This is a genomic window from Acidithiobacillus marinus, assembly GCF_002847505.1.
Taxonomy (GTDB): domain Bacteria; phylum Pseudomonadota; class Gammaproteobacteria; order Acidithiobacillales; family Acidithiobacillaceae; genus Acidithiobacillus; species Acidithiobacillus marinus.
This window is the reverse complement of sequence record NZ_MXAV01000053.1, coordinates 1-22,307: the sequence shown is the minus strand read 5'-3', so window position 1 is coordinate 22,307 and position 22,307 is coordinate 1. Positions and strand designations below refer to the sequence as shown.

7 protein-coding genes and 1 pseudogene are annotated in these 22,307 nt (G+C 57.7%); 7 read left to right on the top strand and 1 reads right to left on the bottom strand.

Translation table 11 applies throughout. The features are described 5' to 3' along the window. On the top strand, nt 1-1,686 hold the full coding sequence (locus B1757_RS13625; protein WP_253253870.1) for a hypothetical protein: 1,686 nt from the start codon (nt 1-3) through the stop codon (nt 1,684-1,686). Nucleotides 1,687-1,767: 81 nt separating this feature from the next. On the opposite strand, the gene B1757_RS13620 is transcribed toward B1757_RS13625, so the two are convergent. Then, nucleotides 1,768-5,241, bottom strand: coding sequence for an ATP-binding protein (locus B1757_RS13620; protein WP_172437731.1), 3,474 nt, complete (start codon nt 5,239-5,241; stop codon nt 1,768-1,770). Nucleotides 5,242-5,398: 157 nt separating this feature from the next. On the opposite strand from B1757_RS13620, the gene B1757_RS13615 reads away from it, so the two are divergent. The 6 genes and pseudogenes from B1757_RS13615 (at nt 5,399) to B1757_RS13595 (ending at nt 22,178) form a co-directional block, all read left to right on the top strand. Further along, entirely contained in the window at nt 5,399-8,419 is a 3,021-nt protein-coding gene (locus B1757_RS13615) for an autotransporter domain-containing protein (RefSeq protein WP_172437730.1), read from the top strand. A gap of 174 nt (nt 8,420-8,593) precedes the next feature. Further along, nucleotides 8,594-8,686 (top strand): annotated as a pseudogene (locus B1757_RS16145) (ESPR domain-containing protein); the annotation flags it as partial. Nucleotides 8,687-9,454: 768 nt separating this feature from the next. Next, nucleotides 9,455-18,256: a hypothetical protein gene (locus B1757_RS13610; RefSeq protein WP_253253869.1), complete on the top strand. Its 8,802-nt coding sequence runs from the start codon at nt 9,455-9,457 to the stop codon at nt 18,254-18,256. A 97-nt stretch (nt 18,257-18,353) separates the two neighbouring features. Beyond that, nucleotides 18,354-18,944 carry a prolyl hydroxylase family protein gene (locus tag B1757_RS13605; RefSeq protein WP_172437729.1) on the top strand — a complete coding sequence of 197 codons (591 nt, stop codon included), beginning with the start codon at nt 18,354-18,356 and terminating at the stop codon, nt 18,942-18,944. Further along, on the top strand, nt 18,937-21,024 hold the full coding sequence (locus tag B1757_RS13600) for a tetratricopeptide repeat-containing sulfotransferase family protein (protein WP_101538835.1): 2,088 nt from the start codon (nt 18,937-18,939) through the stop codon (nt 21,022-21,024). Before B1757_RS13605 ends, B1757_RS13600 begins: the two co-directional genes overlap by 8 nt. Beyond that, nucleotides 21,021-22,178: a glycosyltransferase family 9 protein gene (locus tag B1757_RS13595; RefSeq protein ID WP_101538834.1), complete on the top strand. Its 1,158-nt coding sequence runs from the start codon at nt 21,021-21,023 to the stop codon at nt 22,176-22,178. The genes B1757_RS13600 and B1757_RS13595 overlap by 4 nt, the downstream gene beginning before the upstream one ends. Nucleotides 22,179-22,307 lie beyond the last annotated feature (129 nt).

Sequence of the window (22,307 nt, the reverse complement as noted above, 5' to 3'; positions counted from 1 at the left end):
TTGATCAGAATAGACGTATTGCGCAAAGTGCCTGAAGATTTGACGCTACACTGGCTGGCCGGAGTCGAACAAGACGATAAAAAAGGGTGGCAGGTCCGTATAGTCACCCGCGGCGTGTCGTCAGGCGAATTTGCCATGTGGCGCGTACCTATTGGGCTGTTCCCGGTGCTGGCACTCGGCTATAGCTTCTCCGACGGTAGATTGCTCCCAATAACCTACGGCGAATATTCGGAAGTGATTATTCCCAATCTGGCGGCAGGAGAGGAACTCAACTCGTCTGACATTCCGCCAGAATTATATTCGTTTGAAGGCAAATCACAGGGGGTGCAGCGACTCTTGCGTTATCGAGTGGATCAGGTGGAGTATTTGGTCCCGACCATGGAGCTCATCCGTAGCCTGTTCCTGCATAATAAAACGCTTGCCAATCATATTATGCAGCCTGGGGGCATCATGACACTCTTCAGGCCGGTCGAACCTGGGTTTCATCCTCGTCTGCAGCTCGATTATACCCAGCAAATGCCAGTGAGATCACTCAAGAGGCCATTTATCTTGGAATTTTCTTGGCTGGCGGTGGATCCTGATGGGCAACGCGCCTGGGACAGTGTCTACGAACGGACATTCAAACAAAAGTATATGACCTTTGATCCTCCTGATCTGCATGACTGTGGAATTAAGTTTCGTGGAGTGCGGAAAGGAAATCAGTGGCTTGTCTTAGAAATCTCCGAGTTCACGGGGAAAAGGGTACCCTGTGATGTTTTGTATTTTTCTCATCCGTCGCTGGGGAAAACGATTACGGTGCGGATGCCAAAAAGTCAGCCTAAAAGGCGTGGACCAGACGGTGGGTCGTCATCAGGTGACGTTCCTGTCATAGACACGGTAGGTTCGGGAAGTAGGACGGATGTTCATCAGCCAGCCCTGCCGATATTGACCAGAACCAGCATTTTCGACCGGGAAATCGAAGTGCGTCGGGTGGATAAAAAGGATCGGATACGTGTTATCAGGCGTAGAAACAAGGGCGCCGCGGGCACCAGTGAAAATGAGGGAAGGACCGGAAAATATCGGGGAAGTGGAAAAACGCCACCGCCTAAAGTGAGCGTTTCCCCTGAGTCTCTGCACGACGATCTCCTGCCCATGGAGTTTCAGGTGCTTGCGGTCGAGAAAGGTGAAGGTACGGACGATCTAAGGCGATTGATGCAGGTGATCCGTACCATGGCGAACGGGTTAATAGATGTCCGTGTTTTGACGGCGCTGTGCCGGCTTGAAACCGGGCAGGCCTTTTCCATGGTCGGAAGGCGCCAAAGATTATGCCTGGTTGCCGTATTTTTCCAGAAAAAGACGTTCCCGGTGGTGTTGCTGGATGTGGAGCATAGTAACAAAATGGCTTTGTCTACGCTGTTGCTGCGATTCAAGGGTAGTATCGGGCTTCGAGATATCGAAAACCATATCCTGTTGATTCTTCACCGGCTGGATTGTCGGGGAGGACGTTGGGACGTTACGGAGAATGAAGGTGACCAGCTTGCTCATTATGAGCGGCTGCGGAAGGTGATGAGACCTGATCCGGGAGGTAATGAGCAGCAACAGAATGGCGTTTGGGCGGAAAAACTGAGGAAAAAGCTCTTTGAGGTTCCCGGCAGATTGGACATCACAGGGGAGTCATGGTCCGATTGCGTGGTGATTTTGAAGTGATCTTATCGGCCAGAAGCGGACTCTCATCCTTCACCACAACCCAATGTAGCGGGGAATTGGTACTGTAACCTTGTAGTACCGTCAACTAGGCCTACGCTTTCCGGTTTGGCTGAGTTGCTGTAGGCGAGGTAGCAGAGAGAGTGCACCGTGTCGGCGGGTGTGGCGTTCGGCATGATAGGAAATTGCCGCGACTTGGGGGTGCTTGCTGCGCACCGCGATATCGGTGAGAAACAGGTAGAGGATGCTGGCGCCAAAACGCCAGGAGCGTTCCACCGCCCTGATATGCTGGCGAATGCGACACAGCGAGGCTTCCGCGCTGCGTCGACCCTGGCGGGCTTCGGCCCAGGCTTCCACCGCGCAAATGAAGTCCTGCCAGGGTTGCAGTCGATGGGCGGCGTTGACCCGCAGAATGATTTCACAACGGCGCAGGGTGTCGGCGCTGTCGTCGGTCCAGATGCCCATGGTGGCGCGCATCACCTTGATGAACAGCCACATGTAGAGGTTACGGTCGGGTGAGACAAGGCTTTCGGCGCGGTCGAAACGCGCTAAACCGCTCGGAATATCATTTTGCAGGATATCGATGAGTCCGAGGTACCCCAATGCGGCAGCCTGTGGTCTTACTCCCGTCACCAGCTGCATTTGAGCAACCCACGCCTCCCGCCAATGGTCGAGGCAGCTCCGTAGATAGGACTGTGCCGCGGACAGATGGTTTCGGTAGAACTCGGTCCACCCCAGGGCATAATGACCGATGGCGATGACGGCTTCTGGTGGAACCTCGTCGTACGGCGTATCGATGATCCTGCTGGCGGCGAGCATGGCCTCCCGACTGCTATACTGGGAGCTCACCGTCGTCCATTGTCCGTAGCGCAGTCCCAAAAGTGGCCACCCCCGACGGCCGAGGGTTTCGCCGAGTTTCTCGAGTGCACTGGCATCGGACAAAACCCGCTCCGAGCTATAGCCATAGAGTGCCCGGGTGGCGAGATAGTGATCGCAGAGGGGGGCATAGCGCTCTGCAGTAGCGTTCTCGAGGCATGTAAGTGCTTTTTCACTGTTGGCCAACGCCTCGCGATAAGCGGCTAACTCCAGCGCGGTACGACTGGCGCGGGCAAAGAAGCGGCCCGCCGAAAGCGCGTCGCCACCGTCCAAAAAGTGCTGGGCGATGAGGGCCGGGCTGTGCGCGGCCTGATGGCTCAGGTGTTGCGCCCAGCGCAGATGCATCCTCTGCATCTGCCCCGGATGCATGCGTCTGCGGCTTGCAGAGTGCAGAAGGTCATGACGGAAGCTCCAGGTCTCGCCCGCTTTCTCCAGGATTCCCCGCGACCGCAGTTGTTCGAGCTGGCGCTCCGCTTGTTGCTCGCTGATCTGCTCTGACAGCTGTACAACATCGCTGCTGGTCAGTCCATTCCCGATGATGGTGGCGGCCTCCAGGGTGTCCAGGCAGTCGCGATTCCGCTCGATTTGTGCCTGTAAAATAACCTCCAGGGCACCAGAATGGGTCTGCAGATCCTCGCGTAGGAAGTGGTCATGGTTGCGCGCGATACTATCGAGATAGAGGGGGATGCCGGTACTGGCGCGATAGAAGGCTTGCAGTTGATCGGTCGGAATCACCACGGGCAGTAGCTTCTGCAGCAGCCGGATCCCTTCCTGGTCTGGAAGGGGATGCAATGGAAAAGTGGCGGTGGGATCAGCGAACCCCGGTAGCGGACCGCGGCTATTGATCAGCATGAGTACCGGGAGATGGGGCAAACGCTGAATATAACGCTCCGCCAAGGCGATGGAGCTGGCATCTGCCCAATGCAGATCTTCGACGACGACGATATGGGGGCCGGGAGAGATCTGCGCGAGCAATTGCAAAGCGCTCTCTTCGAGCAGGTGACGAAACTCCTGCAAGATAGGCTGGGTGTCGTCTGGCTCGGTGGAAACCTCCAACCAGTGAAACCAGATGCGCAAAAGGAGAGGGTCTTGTTCGCCCAAAGTCTGTAAATGTTGCCGTAGCACCCGCTGCGCTACTGATTTTTCCAGGCCGTCGAGTCGGAGCAGGCGTCGCAGAGTTTGGGCCATTGGGTACAGAGGTTGGTTGCGATGGGCAGCACTTGTCTGGTAGCGGATGATCGGAACCTGTCCCCAAAAAGGTTGCAGTACCTGTTGGAACAGCCAGGTTTTCCCGATCCCAGGCGGTCCCACGACCCACAGGCACTCTCCAGGATGGCCATCGAGGACCGCCCGTATCCTGCGCACGAGCTCCTGGTGGATTTTGCCGTGGGCGATAGGGGCGTTGAGATCAGGTGAAGTGTCCTCGGTGCAGGTACAGAGATACAAGGCGGTGCTGTCCTGGTCCAGTGTCTGGAAGACAAAGGGGGGGCATGGATTTGGGAGCAAGACATACGCCGCCTGACCCAGGATCATACGCGCCCCTGCCGGGAGGTTTCGGGCGCTTTGCCGCAACGAACGAAACAGGTGTCCCACGGGTTCGCCGGTGTTGTTGTGAAGAATCCGACCATAATCAATGAGGAACACGGCGTCGTCTTCCTCGGGTCGGGCTTCGTGAAGTGCCGCCATCGCTCGGACGGCAGCGAGCGGTCCCTCCGCAGCCACATTTTCACCATCGAAAATCAGTTCCAGCACGCCGTCACCAGTAACACGGTCGCGTGCCGAGACCTGTCCGGCAATTTGATGCGCTACCGCGTGGTATTTTTGTATATGCGCTTGGATTTCTTCGTCCGAAGCTCTTTCCCAGCCTGGTCCAGGGAAGATGGCAAGTACGGTGATGGCGATGCTACCCGGGATGTCGGCGTCGATCTTCGGGGCTATGCTGGTCGTCCGTAGGGCCTGCAGTTCTCTGTAGAACGAGTTCAGCGTCGCATTGGGTTTTTCGCCGCGCATCGTGGCCTTGGCGTTCCGGAACTGTTCGAAAACGTACAGGGCCTGCTGTGTTTGATCTGCATCCGCCAGGATCTGCATCAGGCGCAGATGGGGAAGGTCGAGGAGCGGGCAGTCCTGCGTCCAGCGTGTGGCCCAGTCCAACGCCACTTCCGAATTGGCGGCGGCCAAATGATGATCGACGAGTGCCTGATAGATCTGTTGAAGACGATCTTTGGCAAGACCGCGTAGCTTCCCGGCCCAGATCGTGAAAGGGCTGCCGTCATTAACCTCTTCGCTGGCAAGAAATTCTCCGCGATACAGCGCGATGGCCCGGGTGCAAGATTCGACATCCTGGAGGTCAGCGGCCAAAAACTGAGGCAGATCGATTGCTTGCTGCTCGCCCTGCCGCCATTCGAGCCAGTCGCCCTTGTGCAGAAAGGGAGAGTTTTTCGCGGGAAGGGTCCGCGCGAGTTGGAAGATGGCTTGCCGGAGCTGGTTGCGCGCCTGTGTGTCGGATTCTGTCGAGCAAAGCTGCGTTGCCAGCTCTGCCCTATGGATACGACCAGGGTGCAGGCAGAGATAGGCGAGGAGCCGTCGCGCCGTACGGTGCGGTAATGGTAGGGAACGCGCCTGCCAACGTAGCTCCATGTCTCCCAAAAGGCGAATTGTTAGCACCGCTTTGTTCGCTGGCACTCAGGCGGCTCCCGATATTTCATATAATGACATGTATAGTAATGAATTTTTTCATAACGGTCAAAAAACGCAATTAATGTATCTGTTTTGTTACAATCCGCTCAAATTTATTTGCCGCCACTACCACTGCAAGATGTTGCTCAGGAGAAAAAGAAACATGAACGCAACCTACCGTTTAATTTTTAACCGTGCCCTCGGCTGCCTGCAGGTCGCCTCGGAGTTGGCCAAGACCGGCGGGGGCGCTGCCGGAGGGGTGGTCGGTGCGGGGGTGCGAGGTGCTCCGGCGGTGGATAAGGATCAGGTGCCGGCCCTGGGCCTGCTCCTGCGACAGATTCGGGCCGTATTGCAGCCGGCGGTACCCCTTTTGATGGTGGGGGCGGGCGTGTTGGCTCCCGGTCTTACCGACGCGGCGACCGCAAAATACATCAGCAGCAGTATCAGCAACCTCACCATTACCGGCAGTGGCACGAGTCAGGTCAGATTGATACCGGGCGGGACCATCTCCGGAACGCTGGCCAACCAGGGCACCATTAGTGGGGCTTCGGCAGCCGTCAGCCAAGTTTCTGCTACCGGTGGCATCGGCACCCTGAGCAACACTGGGACCATATCTGGCACTAAGCAAGGCGTGTTGAATGGGGGCAGCATTGGCGTTCTGCAGAACAGCGGCGGCCTGATTCAGGGCGGTATCATTGGGGTCTCCAATAATAGCAGCACCAGTCAGATAGGGACGCTACTCAATCAGGGTGTGATCGATGGTAAACACTACGGCATTTTCAACTATGGAACCATCACCAACCTGATCAATGCCGGGACCATATCGGCATCTGGCAATTCTGCGGTAGCGGCTCTGGCCAATTACGGTACTATTGGGACACTGCTCAATCAGGGTCATATCAGCTCTCCGAGCAGTGCAGCAGTTTCTGTGAAGGGTAGCATTGGCACCTTCACCAATACGGGCACCATCAGCAGCGCATCTCCTGCCATCATTACCATCGCCCCTGGAGCGAGTATTGGGCAGCTCGTCAACTCTGGGCTGATCAGCCGCGGAACCGCCACGACGGGCGGGATCTACGTGAACGGGAGCGTGGGAAATCTCAGCAATAGTGGGACGATTAATGGCTTCATCGCAGATAACTTCTTCATTGGAACAATCAGTAATAACCCAGGGGGTGTGATTACCGGGGGTATTGGTATAGCCCCGGCGGGTTATGTCGGGACTCTCAACAATGGCGGATTGATCCAAAACGGCGTGCAAATCAGTACGAGTTCTCGTTCCGCCGGCGCGCCCGCAGGCGCTAGCGCGGTCCTCAACAATACCGGCACGATCATGGGAACAACCTCTGTGCCTGCTCTCAGCATCTCGGGGCGCCCTGTAACAGTCAACTTGGGGTATGGCAGTTCCATCCTCGGCACCGTCAATGCCGGCAACACCGCCAGCACCTTTCTGCTGAGTGGTGCCCAAAACTGGAGTTCTGGATCTCCCATCATCGCGCCCGACAGTACCCTGACCATTGCGCCAGGGGGCGATGTGGCCGTGGACGATACCTGGAGTGTGGCCTCGGTGAATAATCAGGGTACCTTGGCGGTGGGCGTGTTCGCAACGCCGACGGGGGGCGGCATTAGCCCGGCGAGCCAAACCATTGTCGGAGACTATGCTCAGAGCGCTGGTGGCACTCTGCAAATGGCCATCACCCCCAGCGATACCACGGCAGGCACCGACTATAGCCAGCTCGTGGTGACCGGAACCGCAAACCTGGCGGGTACCCTGGATGTCGTTCCCAACGGTGCGGCTTCGGCCTATACGGTAGGGGCAAATTATGACCTGATTCATGCCGGAAGCATCTTGGGCAGCTTTGGCACCGTTTCGGGCATGCAGGCGTTGGCGAATTATGTCTCCCCCCAGATGAGCTACAGCGCCACGGATGCGACGCTCAAGATGGCGGCGGTTGGCACGCCGACGCCCGCACCGGCCCCTGCACCGGCCCCTGCACCTGCACCTGCACCTGCACCTGCACCTGCACCTGCACCTGCACCTGCACCTGCACCTGCACCTGCACCTGCACCTGCACCTGCACCTGCACCTGCACCTGCACCTGCACCGGCCCCTGCACCAGCACCAGCACCAGCACCGGCTCCTGCTCCTGCTCCTGCTCCTGCTCCTGCTCCTGCTCCTGCTCCTGCTCCTGCTCCTGCTCCCGCACCGGGCGTATCGTTGAGTAATGCCCCGGCATTTCACAGTGGGCGCGCGGTGGCTGCTTCCACCTACGCGGTGAATGTAGGGGATGATGCGATCGTTTCCAGCCTGCTGGATGGCGCGGGTCAGGTGGAGGGCTCGGATGGACCACGCTTTACCGACAGCCGGATTGGGAGCTGGGTGAAAGGCTTCGGTGCCTTCGGTCGCGCCAACGGTGCCTCGGTAGAGAACTATGGCGGTATCGCTGGCTACGGCTTGGCGATCAACCAGCATCTGGTTCTGGGTGCCGCATTTGCCGGATCGGGCACGGGCACCAATACCGACGCGCAGCAGGTCGATACCAATAGCTTCGGCGGATTTGCCTATGCCATCGACACCCTTGGTCAGCTTCGCCTGTCAGCCACCCTCGGGGCGGGATACCTGCATCAGTCGAGTAACCGCAATATTTTCAATGCTCAGAACCAGTCCATATACGAAACCGCCGTGGGAGCAACGAATGGCTGGTATTTCGGAGCCGGCTTGCAGGCGCAGTACCTGATTCCACTGGGACAAAATTTCCTGATGCCCTATGGCCGCATCGACTACGTGCACACCTATGTCAATGGATTCCAGGAAAATGGCGCCAATAAACTGGTGAACCTGAACATTGGCTACGGTTCATTGAATACCAATGTCGCGGCCTTCAGCGGCGGGCTGCGGGCGGGTACGGATCTTTCCTTGGGGAGCATGACCCTGATTCCCTGGGTGTCCGTGGGTGGTACCGGCTATGCGGGGACCCTCAAGGTCGCCCAGGTGGAAACCGTTGGCTTAACCAGCACCACAGAAACCGGACTGGTCACGCCTAATGGCGCGCTGGATACGGGAGCCGGTGTCACGTTGCGTGGGCATCATACCCCGTGGACCGTGAAGCTGGCCTACAGCGGCCAGTTTGCCGGAGATGTTCACCTCAATGCCTTTGATCTGTTGGCGAATTATCGTTGGTAGTGCCCTGACGTGCACTCTGGAACGGTTCCGCAAGGTGCCGTTCCGGCCTTTTCATTACGACATAACACTCTGTAACTATATGTAAATTTCAGGTTTTTTATATTTTTCTAGTCATTCGCGCATGCTGGACGAAGATCAAAGAAGCCCGCTGCAACCGCCAAAGGAAGTCGAACGATGAATCAGATCTATCGTGTGGTATTCAACCGCGCCCTGGGATGTCTGCAGGTGGTGTCGGAGTTGGCGCGATCGAGAGCCAGTAAGGGGAAATCGTCTCGGGGAGGTCTGCTTGATCGCGTTGGAGAGGTAAAGTCAATACCAAAATCCAAACAATTAGCTGTAGCTTTCCGAGCTGCCATGCGGCTAGTTTTCATGACTGCTTGTGTGGGTATTCTTCCTGCGGCTTTGGGAGTCAGCGAGGCTCTGGCCGCAAGCATCAGTTCAACAACTGTTGGGATTCCAACAATTACCACTTACTTCGTTCATGGAACGCAAACGATTGGGACACTGACCAACGCAGGTACCATAAAAGGACTCACTTCTGGTTACGCAGTAACTGTAGAAGGTGAAGTCTCTACTTTTTATAATAATGGGGTAATTGGTCCGGTTTTTGGATGGGGTATATCTAACTCTGGATCCATTGGATTGCTAAATAATATTGGCACCATATCAGATGCTGGCACCGCCATATCAAATTCTCTTGGGACGATTGGTACGATAATAAATTCCGGAATTATTTCTGGCTCAGATTGCGGTATACAGAACTATGGATCGATAGGATCCATCGTTAATAATGGGCATATCAGTAAATTTGTTGATCACAAGGGTTCTGGATCCGTCGACCTTGAAAATACAGGGCATTGGGGTCAAATTGATATCTTATCTGGCGCACAGGTTTCCAGGATTTTCAGCTCTGGATCTTCGGCAACTATCGGTAGTATTAACAATGGTGGGCTGATCGACAACCCGTCTGGGATTGGTGTCTTTCTCAATGGTGGGGCAACCGAACTGACAAATACCGGAACGATCATCGGTGGAATGGGGACGGCTGTCAGTCTCGCCGGGAGCGTGGCGAGTACCCTGATTTTTGGCACCGGCAGCGACGTGCAGGGGACCATCAATGCGGGCACCACGGCCAGCACGGTCGAATTACAAGGCACCCCGACTCTCGGCACGCTGGCCCCCATCAGCCTGGCGGATGGTACGCTGGTCAATCAGGGTACGCTGAGCGGCTCGCAATTTGGAATTGTCATTGGTAATGCGGCAAGCATCGGAACCCTGTCTGCCAATACGGACTTGCTGGGAACCGTGGCGAGTTTGCAAAACACTGGCAGCATCAATGGAACACTGAATAGCGGTAGTTCCATGTCCTACGGGGCCGGTGTTTTTAACTTGGGTGGCAGTATTGGCAGCTTGAGTAATGCTGCAGGAGGGAATATTGCTGGCACACGGGGTATCTACAACGATTCGGGCAATATCGGTACGGTAACGAATGGTGGTAGCATCGGTGGCGCTCACTCCGCATCAGGCCTCTACAATTACCTCTCTGGCACCGTGGGTGTCCTGCAAAACACGGGAATGATCGGCGGGATCAACAATGGCATTATCAACTACGGTAGCATTGGCAGCCTGAATAATTCCGGGACTATCATTGGTACGAGCTCTGCCGGTATCAGCGATATGGGCACTATTAGTGCGCTGACTAATAGCGGGCTGATTTCTGGTAAAGTCGGCCTGGAGTTGGGAGATGCTAGCACGACGCTGACCAACACCGGCACCATCATTGGCACGGGTGGGACGGCCATCAAGGTCACGAACAATCTTCCCGACACCATAATTTTGGGCACGGGCAGTGACGTGCAGGGCACCATCAATGCCGGCACCACCGCCAGCACCATTTTGCTGGAAGGTGATCCGGTCATGGGCAGCACGACGCCCATCAATAACCCCAACGGCAGCCTGACCATTGCCCAGACGGGCAACTGGACGGTGAACGACACCTGGTCGGTGGGTACGGTGAGCAATGAGGGGATCCTCACCATTGGTGCCGTATCCGGCACCACCACCAGTCCAGGGATGCTGAACCTGACGGGTAATTATCTCCAGACTTCCACCGGTACCCTGGCGATGATCGTCACACCCAACGGCACGGTGGCGGGTACCGATTACAGCCAGTTGGCCATTACCGGCAGCGCTCAGTTGGCCGGTGTGCTGGATGTACTGGATGAAGGCAGCTTTGTCCAGAACGGCAGCAGCAACGTATATGATCTGATCACCACGAGCCAGGGGTTGAGCGGTACCTTCGCTACAGTCAATTACGACCCGGCCTTTGCCAGCTATCTCACCCACAAGCTGAGTTATACGGCCAACGACGCCATCCTGACGCTCACCGCAGCCGCACCTGCGCCAACCGTGGCGACCATTTCCACCAGCATTGCTGCATTCCCCATCAATGTGGCGAGTACCAATGGGGTGGTGGTGACCTCCACGGGAACGATTTCGGGAACGCTATCCAATAGTGGCGTACTGCCTACCGGAGAGATTTTTCCGATTCTCAATTCTGGCGTGATCAATTCGCTCGCCAATTCTGGCATCATTAATTCGACCCGCGGAGATGCAATCGATAATGCCGGCAGTATTGCTTCGTTGAGCAACTCTGGCACGCTGCTCGGTAATCGCAATGTAGTGTATAACTATGGCAGCATTTCGGACTTTGACAACGCTGCGCTCATCCAAGGGCAAAGTAATGCCATCTATGGTGTGTATAATATTGCCTCTATTGGCACGCTGACCAATGAAGGTACCATAGAAAGTAAACAAACTGCTTTGGGTCAGAATCAGACTGGAGTCGTTGGGAAGCTCGTGAACAGTGGTGCTGTTTCTGGCGCCAACTCTGGCCTTGGCAACACGGGTACAATAACCACACTGGTGAATTCTGGTCAAATACGCGGTGGATCAAATGCGGGCCTATTCAATAACGCGGGCACTCTGGGTAGTATAAGCAACAGCGGAATCATCGCAGGAAACTCTTCCGGGATTTACAACAGTGTTGGTAGCATCGGAAGTATTGTCAATGCGAGCGGAGCTACCATTGGCGCTGCGCTCTATGGTATAAAAAATGCGGGAATCATTGCGTCAATCAGCAACGCCGGCCTAATTACCGGTAAAACCGGTATATACCTGAATGGTAGTTCGGCAACTACCCTGAGTAATACCGGTACGGTTATCGGTACAGCCGGAACGGCCATCAACATCGTTAGCAGTGTTGCCAATACCCTCATCTTCGGCACCGGCAGCGATGTGCAGGGCACCATCAATGCCGGTACGACGGCCAGCACGGTGGAGTTGGATGGTGCGACTCTGGGGACGTCGGCGCCGATGGTGCTGAGCAATGGCGCGCTGCAGAACGTGGGTACCCTGCAGAGCAGTGGACCGGGGATATGGATTACGACGACGCTGGGCTCTGTCGCGCCCGGTGCTGCTGTGCTTGGAAATCTGGCTGCCTTTGCCAATCAGGGTCTCGTGCAGGGATCGGACGCCTTCGTGGTGAATAGGGGGAGCAGTGTTGGCACCTTGGTCAACAGCGGGCAGATCATTTCCAACAGCACCTTCGGTAATGCTGTAGCCAACGGCGGTAGCATCACCTCGTTCACGAATACGGGGACGATATTGGCAGCTCTGGGCACCTTCAGCTCTGGATTGGAGAACGTAGGGAGCATGGGCACCCTGGTGAACGGCAGCTTAGGGCTGCTACAGGGTAGTGCTACCGGGCTCAGCAATGGCAGCAATTCTGTGCTGGGTAGTTTGAACAATAGCGGTAGCATCGTTGGTGGCGGCGAAGGGTTGGACAACTTGGGCTCTATTGTGGCGTTGGTAAACAACGCGAGTGGCTACATCAGCGCCCTACGCAATGCTGGAGCGGGAACGATTGGCGCTTTGGGTCAGAAAACGGCTCTGCATAACGCAGGCACCATCGGATCGTTATCGAACTCGGGTGTGATCCATGGCACTGTTTTCGGTTTGTACAATACCGGCAATATTGGCACGGTGAACAACCAGACGGGTGGGCAGATCAACGAAGTTTCTCTGAGCTCGGGCAATGTTGGCCAATTCAACAATCTGGGAACGATCAGCACTGTCGGTACTGTTGGGTTGGAATTCTATAATGCCGGGACCCTCGGCACTTTCAACAATAGTGGGACCATTAGCGGCGGCAGTAACGCCTTTACCAACCAGGGCAGTATTGTCGCGTTGGTCAATAGCGGAATCATGACTGCCAATGGCACGGGTCTGACTGATGGCGGGACGATTGGCACGCTCAGCAACAGCGGGAGCATTGGCGGTAACCTTACCGGATTGGCAAACGTCTATGGCAGCATCGACCAGATGGAAAATGCCAGTACGGGCCTGATCACCGGTGGCACCTACGGTGTGGCCAATAATGGCACGCTGGGTAGCTTCGACAATTTGGGTATCATCACGGGTAGTGTCTCCGGAATTTTCAACCAAGCCCTTATTGGTACGATGAGTAACAGCGGTACGATCAGTGGCGGCGCGAACGACGGTGTGAACAACGATGGCGGCCTCCTGGGAAGCCTGAGCAACACCGGGCTCATTACCGGAAAAACCGGACTGAATCTGGCGGGAGCTGCCAGTACAACGGTAAGTAATACCGGCACCATCATTGGCACCGGCGGCACGGCTATCAGCATTGCCAATGGCGGGAGTACGATCATCTTGGGCACCGGCAGCGATGTGCAGGGCACGATCGATGCGGGCACCACGGCTAGCACCGTCGAACTGCAAGGCACCCCGACTCTCGGTACGCTGGCACCCATCAGTCTGGCCGATGGCACCCTAGTCAATCAGGGCACCCTGAATGGGCAGCAGTACGGCATCGTCAATGCCGCGACCATTGGTACTCTTGCCGCCAATGCCGATGTGCTGGGCGCGCTCGCTGCTTTGAATAACAGCGGGACTATTACTGGGAGCAAGGCGGGGCTGTTGAATGATGGCCCCGTCGCTGCACTGAGTAACAGCGGTCTCATTTCGGGTAATAGTTCCGGTATTTTTAACGAAGGCAATATCGGTACGCTGGACAATAGCGGAACCATCAACGGAAATGCTACGGGCTTGTACAATGCTGCCAGCATCGGCACGCTGGCTAATACCGGCACCATCGGGGGTGCAACCGGCATTCTGGATCAAGGCACCATTACTGACCTGCAAAATGAGAGTAGCGGGGTGATCAGTTCATTGGCCATCGCGCCTGCTGGGCACTTGGGCGCTTTGCGGAATAACGGGGCGCTGCAAACCGTGGTGAACAAGGGCACGATTCTGGATGCGGGAACGGGGGCCGCGCTGTTCAACGGCAATGGCCTGGGTACCCTTAACAATTCGGGGTTGATCAGTGGTGGCAGTACCGCCATTTCCAATCAGGGAGCAATGAGTACGCTGATCAATAGTGGCACCATTACTGCCAAAACTGCTATCAACCTGGGTGGATTGGTTGATCCTACGCTGACGAATACCGGTTCAATCATTGGTACCAGCGGTGTCGCCATCAAGGTCTCCGGTGGTCCTGCCACCCTTATTTTTGGCACCGGCAGCGATGTGCAGGGCACAATCAATGCAGGTACCACCGCCAGCACGGTTGAATTACAAGGTACCCCGGCTCTCGGGACGCTGGCCCCCATTAGCCTGGCGGATGGTACGCTGGTCAATCAGGGGACGCTGAGTGGACAGGGTTACGGCATCGTCAATGCCGCGACCATTGGTGCCTTTGCCGCAAATGCAGATGTGCTGGGTGGCTTGGCGAGCCTGCAAAACAGCGGAAGCGTGAGCGGTAACACTGCTGGTATTCTTAACAATACCGGTGGCAGTATCGGCAGTCTGAGCAACGAAAAAGGCGGAACCATCAGCGGTACCAACGCAGGCATTCTCAACTATGAAGGCAGTATCGTCAGCCTGGACAACAGTGGAATCATCAGCGCCAACGCTGTCGGAATTGTCAATAACGCCGGCAGGATAGGCAGTCTGAACAATGCTGCCGGCGGAACTATCAGTGGTGGCTATTATGGTATTACCAACAGTGGCAGCATCGGAGCTTTAGGCAACAGTGGTGCCATTCAGGGTAAGACAGGTATTTCCCTCAATGGGGTCAGCACGACGCTGACCAACACCGGCACGATCATCGGTACGGGCGGCACGGCGATCAGCATAGCCAACAGCGCCGACACGCTCATTCTGGGCACGGGCAGTGACGTGCAGGGCACCATCAATGCCGGCACCACCGCCAGCACCATTTTGCTGGAAGGTGATCCGGTCATGGGCAGCACGACGCCCATCAATAACCCCAACGGCAGCCTGACCATTGCCCAGACGGGCAACTGGACGGTGAACGACACCTGGTCGGTGGGTACGGTGAGCAATGAGGGGATCCTCACCATTGGTGCCGTATCCGGCACCACCACCAGTCCAGGGATGCTGAACCTGACGGGTAATTATCTCCAGACTTCCACCGGTACCCTGGCGATGATCGTCACACCCAACGGCACGGTGGCGGGTACCGATTACAGCCAGTTGGCCATTACCGGCAGCGCTCAGTTGGCCGGTGTGCTGGATGTACTGGATGAAGGCAGCTTTGTCCAGAACGGCAGCAGCAACGTATATGATCTGATCACCACGAGCCAGGGGTTGAGCGGTACCTTCGCTACAGTCAATTACGACCCGGCCTTTGCCAGCTATCTCACCCACAAGCTGAGTTATACGGCCAACGACGCCATCTTGACGCTCACGGCGGCTCCGGCACCCGCAGCAGCACCAACCATCGCTACTATTTCGACGTCGATCACGGACTTTGCCATTAACAGCAGTAAGACCAGCGGCGTGGTAGTGACTTCCACGGGCACGGTCAGCGGCAGCCTGAGTAATACCGGCAGTATCAGTGCGGCAGGGAGCGCCATAACCAATAGTGGGAGTGTTGCACAGCTGACGAATGCAGCCGGTGCTACCCTGCATGGTGTCAATGCCGACGGTGTCAGAAATGGCGCTACTATTGGCAGTCTGAGCAACAGCGGTACTATTTCCGCCGGTAATTCGGGTATCGCCAATACTGGCTCTATCGGAGCCTTAAGCAACAGTGGTGCCATTCAGGGCAAGACAGGTATTGCTCTTGATGGCGCCAGTACGACGCTGACCAACACGGGCACCATTATTGGTTCGGGCAACGGGACGGTGGTCAACGCCATCTCCATTGCCAACAGTCCGGACACCCTGATTTTCGGCACTGGCAGCGACGTGCAGGGCACGATCAATGCGGGAACCACCGCCAGCACGGTCGAGCTGCAAGGGAATCCGACTCTCGGGACGCTGGCCCCCATTAGCCTGGCGGATGGTACGCTGGTCAATAAGGGGACGCTGAGTGGACAGGGTTACGGCATCGTCAATGCCGCGACGATAGGCTCACGGGCAGCGAATGCGGATGTTTTGGGTTCCCTCGCTGTTTTGCGCAACAGCGGGACGCTTTCTGGGACCAAAGCCGCGCTGTTGAATAACGGCTCTGTCGGTACGCTGGCGAATAGTAGCCTCATTTCTGGCAATGGTACCGGCATAATCAATCAGAACAATATCGGTAGCGTGGGTAACAGCGGAACTATCATCGGCACATTCGGCATATACAACGTCGGTACCATCAGCCTTCTGAGCAATGGTGGGAGCATCAGCGGTAGCATCGATGGTATTAGCAATGAGGGACATATAGATGCTCTGAGCAACAGCGGGAGTATCAGTGGTGCTATCAGCTATGGGATTTATAACGGAGGCAGCATCAACTCAATAAGTAACGAGGCTGGCGGTACCATCAGCGGTCGCGCTTACGGTATTTTCAATAGTTCCCAATATAGTGGTGGCGGCACCATAGGCTCCCTGAGCAACGGCGGCGTCATTAGTGGTCAAACCGGCATCTATCTGGATGGTGTCAGCACGACGCTGACCAATACCGGAACGATTATTGGGACGGGTAACGGAACGGTGACCAATGCTATCTCCATTGCCAACAGTCCGGACACTCTGATCTTCAGCACTGGCAGTGACGTGCAGGGCACGATCGATGCGGGCACCACGGCCAGCACGATTCTGCTGGAAGGTGATCCGGTGATGGGCACGAGCACTCCCATCAATGATCCCAACGGCAGCCTGACCATTGCCCAGACGGGTAACTGGACGGTCAACGATACCTGGACGGTAGGTACGGTGAGCAATGAAGGGATTCTGACCATCGCCAGCGTATCGGGGACGACGACGGCGCCGGGGATGCTGAGCCTGACCGGTGATTACGTGCAGGGCTCTACGGGCACACTGGCCATGCTGGTGACACCGCAAGACACGACGCCAGGCACCGACTACAGCCAGTTGGCCATTACCGGCAGTGCCCAGTTGAACGGCGCGCTGGATGTTCTGGATGAAGGCAGCTTCGTCCAGAATGGCAGTACCAATGTCTACGACCTGATCACGACGACCAAGGGGCTGACGGGCAAATTTGCCTCCGTAAACTATGCCCCGGCCTTTGCCAGCTACATCACCCCGAGCCTGAACTACACGGCGAATGATGCTGTTCTCACGCTGACGGCGGCTCCAGCTCCAGCTCCAGCTCCAGCTCCAGCTCCAGCTCCAGCTCCAGCTCCAGCTCCAGCTCCAGCTCCAGCTCCAGCTCCAGCTCCAGCTCCGGCTCCGGCTCCAGCTCCAGCTCCAGCTCCAGCTCCGGCTCCGGCTCCAGCTCCGGCTCCAGCTCCTGCTCCGGCTCCGGCTCCGGCTCCGGCTCCGGCTCCGGCACCTGCACCTGCACCAGCACCAGCACCAGCACCAGCACTTGTCCCGCACTCCACGCGGCAGCCGGAGCTGGTATCCAAGGTCTTCTCCACTGGATATAGCGCTGTCAACCTGCCCTATATCACCAATCAGAGTCTGCACAGTACCCTGAGCACTGTCCTCGACGGCTCCCAGGGTGTATTGGACAGCGATGGTCGGATGCACTTCACCAGCACCCATCTCGGCGCCTGGGCAAAGGGCTTTGGTGGCTTTGGACGCAGCAGTGGCTCAAGTGTCAGCGACTACGGCGGTGTGACCGGCTATGGTGCAGCGATCACCCGGCACCTGACTTTAGGCTTTGCCCTGTCCGGTAGCGGGACTGATACGGGATCGGTCTACCAGCAGGCCAATGGCCATGCTTTTGGCGGTTTCGCCTATGGCATCTACACTGCCGGTCACCTGCGGATCTCGGGCGACCTCGGTACCGGTGCCCTAACCCTCGACACCAACCGGCGATTGTTGCCCACCAATCTCACCGCGAGTGCCAGTGCCAACGGCTGGTTCCTGGGTACCGGCGTCCAGTTCCAGTATCTGGTCCCCATCGACAACGCCTTTGTCATCCCCTACGCCAAGTTCACCTATCTGCATACCGCTCTGGGTGCCCTGGACGAGCAGGGAGCGGGACTCCTGAACCTGCAGACAGCGGCCATGCGCACCAACATCGGCAACTTTACCGGAGGGCTGCGTACCGGCATTGATTTGCGTGCGGGGGAACTCACCTGGATTCCCTGGGTAGAACTGGGGGGGGCGGCCAACGTCGGTACCCTGCACCTGAATGTGCTGCAACAGACCCGCTACCTGGGCGACAATCTCGCTCGGACCCTGGTGGCTCCGGCGGGCGCGCTCGATACCGGTGCGGGTCTGACCCTGCAGGGCAAGGGTCCCTGGGTGGCGAGGTTTGCCTATGAGGGCCAATTCGCGGGGGATACCCACTTCAACAGCTTCGACCTCATCGCCCGCTATCGGTGGTGAGCTGGACAACTATCGCGGGTCAGCGGTTTTCGCTAGAGTACCAGCGTACCAATGTCTTCTGCCCGGTCCTGTGCCGGGCGTTTTCCATGGGGGAGGAATGCCACAGCGTTTGCTACAGGTCGATCGTATCGGGCTCAGCGCCTGGGCGGATCTGCTCACGCCTGAAAACTGCCAGAACCTCATCGCCATCGGGCAATCGCTGTTGCGCCCGGCGACGGTGACCGACGAGCAGACCGGGCAGGAGGTGGCCCACGGTGAACGGGTTTCGGAAATGGCTTGGCCCAAGCGCGATGACTATCCCATCCTGCAGTCGTTGGCGGAGGGCATTGCCCAATTGACCGGCATCCCCATCGACTGTCAGGAACCCTTGCAGATTCTGCATTATCGCCCAGGCGGGGAATATAAGCCGCACTATGACGCCTTTGCGGCCGATGCCCCGACTTTGCGGCAGGGCGGCAACCGCCAGATCACCCTCATCCTCTACCTCAATGCCGTCGAGGAGGGTGGAGAGACGGCCTTTCCGGAACTTGGGCTGCAGGTTTCGCCCATTCCCGGGGGCGGCGTTTTTTTCCGCAATCTGAACGAAGAAGGCCAGCGCCACCCTTTTTCTCTGCACGCCGGCCTCCCGGTGCGCAAAGGCGAAAAATGGATTGCCACTCAATGGATACGCCAGGAAGCCTATGTCTGACCCACTCCAAGCCCCGACCATGACCCTCCCCGAGGCCCTGAAACGGGCCCAGGCCCACTGGCAGGCCGGGCAGGCCGCCCAGGCCGAACAGCTCTGCCAGCGCATTCTGGCGAGCTTCCCCGGCCAGCCCGACGCCCTGCACCTGCTGGGTCTCATGGCGCATGCCTATGGTCGTCTGGACCCCGCTATCGAGCATCTCCGCCAGGCCTGTGCTTCGCCTCAGGCAGCAGCGGTCTACTGGAGCAATCTCGCCGAGATGCTCCGCCAACGCGGACAACTCGCTGAAGGCGAGCGGGCGGCCCGCGAGGCGCTCGCCCGCGATCCCCAGCTCTCGGGTGCCTGGAACAATCTGGGCATCCTCTTGCAGGAGATGGGGCGATTTGACGAGAGCCGGGAATACCTGGAACGGGTGCGCGCTGTCGAGCCGGAAAACCCCAGGGTACTCAATAACCTCGGCAATACCTGTCTACGGCAGCGAGACTTCAGCTCTGCCGAGCAGTACTGGCGGCAGGCTATGGCCCTCGATCCCGCCTATCCGCAGCCCTATAGCAATCTCGCCAAGCTCCTCACCGACCGGGGCGAGACCGAAGCCGCCATCGAAGCGGGACGCCGCGCTATCACCCTCGATCCGCATCTGACGGATGCCTATATCAACCTCGCTGCTGCCGAGCAGGAGCGCCAGAACCCCGCAGCGGCCCTGCGCTGGGTCGAGGCGTTGCTTGCCTTTCAGCCCCAGAATAGCCAAGCCTGGTCCACCAAAGCCACCCTCTTGAAGGAGGCCGAACGCCTGCCCGAAGCCTTGCAAGCCGCAGAGCAGGCGGTGCAACACGCCCCGGAATCCGCGGATGCGGAATACACTCGTGGTAGTGTCCTGCAGGCTCTGGGGCGGCACGAAGAGGCTCTGGCCGCCTATGCCAAGGCTGGAGAATTACCCGGGGTCAAGGCAGAAGACGCCCTGATCAGTCAGGCGGTGCTGCACATGGAGCAGGGCTCCAGAACGGAGGCCGAACGCTTTTTCGAGAGGACCATCGAGCGTTTTCCCCACTCGGCCAGTGCCTGGTACAACTGGGCCGATCTGCATCGTTTTAAGTGCGAGGATGCCTTGCTGCCCCGCATGCAGGCCCTGCTAGAGCAAGAGCTTTTGCCCCGCGATCGGATGCTGTTGGACTTTGCCCTCGGCAAAGCCCATCTGGACTTGCAGGACTCGCCGCGCGCCTTTGCCCATCTGCACGCGGGCAATGCCGCCAAGCGTGCCACTTTCAGCTACGATCCCGCTCAGGCCGATGCACTGGCGGAGCGGATCATCACGCTGTTCCCGAAAGACGGATATCCTATTTCCTCTATGTCGCAAGCCGCTGCGGAAGCAATCCCCGTCTTTGTCGTCGGCATGCCCCGCTCCGGCACCAGCCTGATCGAACAGATCCTTGCCTCTCATTCCGCAATACACGGTGCCGGGGAACTGAGTGATCTGCGTCGCATCATCGATGCGGTCGGGGTATATCCCGATGCCCTGGTGTCTCTCCCTCCAGAACGGCTCCAGGTTCTCGGTCAGCAATATCGGGATCGAATCACTCCGCTCGCTGATAAGGCCCGCTATCTCGTCGACAAGATGCCCGCGAACTTCTTCTATGCGGGGCTCGTTCCGCTGCTCCTGCCCGAGGCGAAGATCATCCATTGTCGTCGTGATCCGGTGGATACCTGCCTGTCCTGTTACAGCAAAAACTTCTCTGGGGAGCAGCGCTTTTCGTACGATCTGCAGGAACTCGGGCGCTTCTACCGGGCCTATGCGCGGCTAATGGAGCATTGGCGGCATATCCTCCCGGCCAGCCAGTTTCTGGAAGTGGACTACGAGGCGGTGGTGGACGATCAGGAAGATCAAACCCGCCGTCTGCTCGATTTCCTTGGCCTCGACTGGGAACCCGGCTGCAAGCACTTTTACGAAACCCGCCGAGCGGTGAAGACAGCGAGCGTCAATCAGGTCCGCAAACCCATCTATCGGAGCTCCGTCGGACGCTGGAAGATCCACGCCGAGCAACTCCAGCCGCTGCTGGAGGCGCTGGAGATCGATCCCGACGCATGAAGCGTTCCATCGCCGAACTCCTCGCCCACGGTCAGGCGCTTATCGCCGCTGATCTCCCCGAGGCGGTGGGAACCCTCCTGCATCCCTATCTGCAGGGGGGGACGGGCCCCATCCCCCTCTGGAAGTTGTTGGCATTGGCCTACCGCCGTCAGGGCCGGTTTGAGGCAGTACGCAAGATACAGGAGATGATCGTCGAGACTCTCCCCGGTGATCTTCCGGCGCGCTACGATCTCGCCGACACCCTGCTTACCTTGGGGGACTTCGCGCGCGGCTGGGAAGCATACCGATACCGCTATCATCTGCCGCACACCACGGCCCTCGCCCGACACATCCAGGCCGCCCCTCGCTGGGACGGACGCCCGATCTCTGGCCAAACCCTGCTCATCCACGACGAACAGGGCTATGGCGATACCTTTCAGTTCATTCGCCTACTTCGTGCCGCGCAGAAACACAGCGAGGCGAAGATTCTGGTCGAGGTCAATCACGAGTCCCTCTCCTTGGTGCGCCGGGCTTATCCCGAGTTCCCGGTACAGCCTCGGGGAACGCTGCCGCCGCGCTTTGACGCCCACTGCGAACTGATGAGCCTGCCCCACGCCTTGGGCTTGCAGCTCTCGGATCTGCCCCTGGAGATGCCCTATCTACAGGCCGATCCCGGGCGGATCGCACATTGGCAAGCGCGCTTGCAAGATCTCCCTCGCCCCTGGGTCGCCCTGACCTGGGCAGGGCGACCTACCCATCCCAACGATGGCAACCGCTCCATGCGTCTGGAGCAATTCGCTTCTCTTGCCACGGTCGCTACTTCCTTCTTGGCCATCCAGAAAGGACCGGCAGCCTACCAGCCTGCCCCAACAGGCATGAATTTATGCCGCCTGAGCGACGAGATACGCGACTTCGAGGACACCGCCGCCATTCTGCAGATCGCCGATTTGCTGATCTCCGTGGACTCTTCCCCAGTCCATCTGGCCGGGGCCCTCGGCCGCCCCGCCTGGGTGCTGTTACCGTTTGAACCTGAATGGAGATGGATGACGGAGCGCGAGGACACCCCTTGGTACCCCACCCATCGCCTGTTCCGGCAATCCCGCAGAGGGGATTGGCAAGGGGTGCTGGAACGAGTGGCTGTCGATTGGGTGGCCTCAGAATATTCTCCAGCGTAGTGAATCAGGGGCAAGACGGGGATGATTGCAAAGAACAGATCATGTTTTATTGATACGGATTTGTGCTGGATACCTCAGCACGAAATGATGTGTTCTGTTTATTGGTCGCAACAGATCACATTTTTAAGG

Coding starts and splice junctions, on each gene's coding strand:
- B1757_RS13615 (WP_172437730.1), top strand. CDS start 5,399: ATGAACGCAACCTACCGTTTAATTTTTAACCGTGCCCTCGGCTGCCTG.
- B1757_RS13610 (WP_253253869.1), top strand. CDS start 9,455: ATGGGGACGGCTGTCAGTCTCGCCGGGAGCGTGGCGAGTACCCTGATT.
- B1757_RS13605 (WP_172437729.1), top strand. CDS start 18,354: ATGCCACAGCGTTTGCTACAGGTCGATCGTATCGGGCTCAGCGCCTGG.
- B1757_RS13600 (WP_101538835.1), top strand. CDS start 18,937: ATGTCTGACCCACTCCAAGCCCCGACCATGACCCTCCCCGAGGCCCTG.
- B1757_RS13595 (WP_101538834.1), top strand. CDS start 21,021: ATGAAGCGTTCCATCGCCGAACTCCTCGCCCACGGTCAGGCGCTTATC.